The sequence below is a fragment of the Frankia sp. AiPa1 genome (genome assembly GCF_023243075.1).
In the GTDB taxonomy this organism is placed as follows: Bacteria; Actinomycetota; Actinomycetes; order Frankiales; family Frankiaceae; genus Frankia.
The window spans coordinates 1-646 of sequence record NZ_JALKFZ020000025.1 but is presented as its reverse complement, the minus strand read 5'-3'; the positions used below and the strand labels follow the sequence as shown (position 1 = coordinate 646).

The window sequence follows — 646 nt, the reverse complement described above, 5'->3', positions numbered from 1 at the left end:
CCGGCCGAGCTGCTGGTGCAGGCGGTCCAGACCTACCCAGGCGGCCTCGGGCCAGTTCGGTGGTCAGCCGGTGACCAGGCAGAAAGGGTGACCGGCCGGGTCCAGGAGCACCCGCCACCGGTCGCCGCCGGGCTGGTGATCCGGCCTGACCGCGCCGAGTCCCAGCGCCAGCTTCTCCGCCGCGTCAAGGTCTTCGACCCCGAGATCCAGGTGGAACTGCTGCGGCACAACCTGGCCGGGCCATCGCGGCGCCCGGTATCCGTCGACCCGCTGGAAACCCAGGTCACAGCCGGAACCGCCGGTCAGGGCGACGAACCCGTCGGCGCTGAACCCGAGCTCCATGCCTGTCATCTCCCGGTAGAACCCGGCCAGCGCCCGCGGATCGGCACAGTCCAGGGTCACGCCTCGCAGCGTGGCGATCGGCATCGTCCACTCCTCCTCATCCATGCCCGCGGGCCGCGCGGCGGCCCGCAGGTCGCCACCCAACCGCACTGCGGTGGCTCGGCTCCACTCATTTTCGGACCGGACAGCGCCCGTCCCGGACAGCGGCCGGGCGCGCCGTCGCGCCACCCTCGCGCAACAACCCGTAGATCGAGTTCGCCAGCGACGCCTCACCGCAGAACCGGGTCACCGGACGTCACGGTGA

At 72.0% G+C, this 646-nt stretch carries 1 protein-coding gene; it reads right to left on the bottom strand.

Translation table 11 applies throughout. From position 1 onward, the window contains the following. Positions 1-63: 63 nt before the first annotated feature. Positions 64-426, bottom strand: coding sequence for a VOC family protein (locus tag MXD95_RS04105; protein WP_250639175.1), 363 nt, complete (start codon positions 424-426; stop codon positions 64-66). Positions 427-646 lie beyond the last annotated feature (220 nt).

Excerpts from the sequence above, each read along its gene's own strand:
- MXD95_RS04105 (WP_250639175.1), bottom strand. The coding sequence starts at position 426 with ATGCCGATCGCCACGCTGCGAGGCGTGACCCTGGACTGTGCCGATCCG.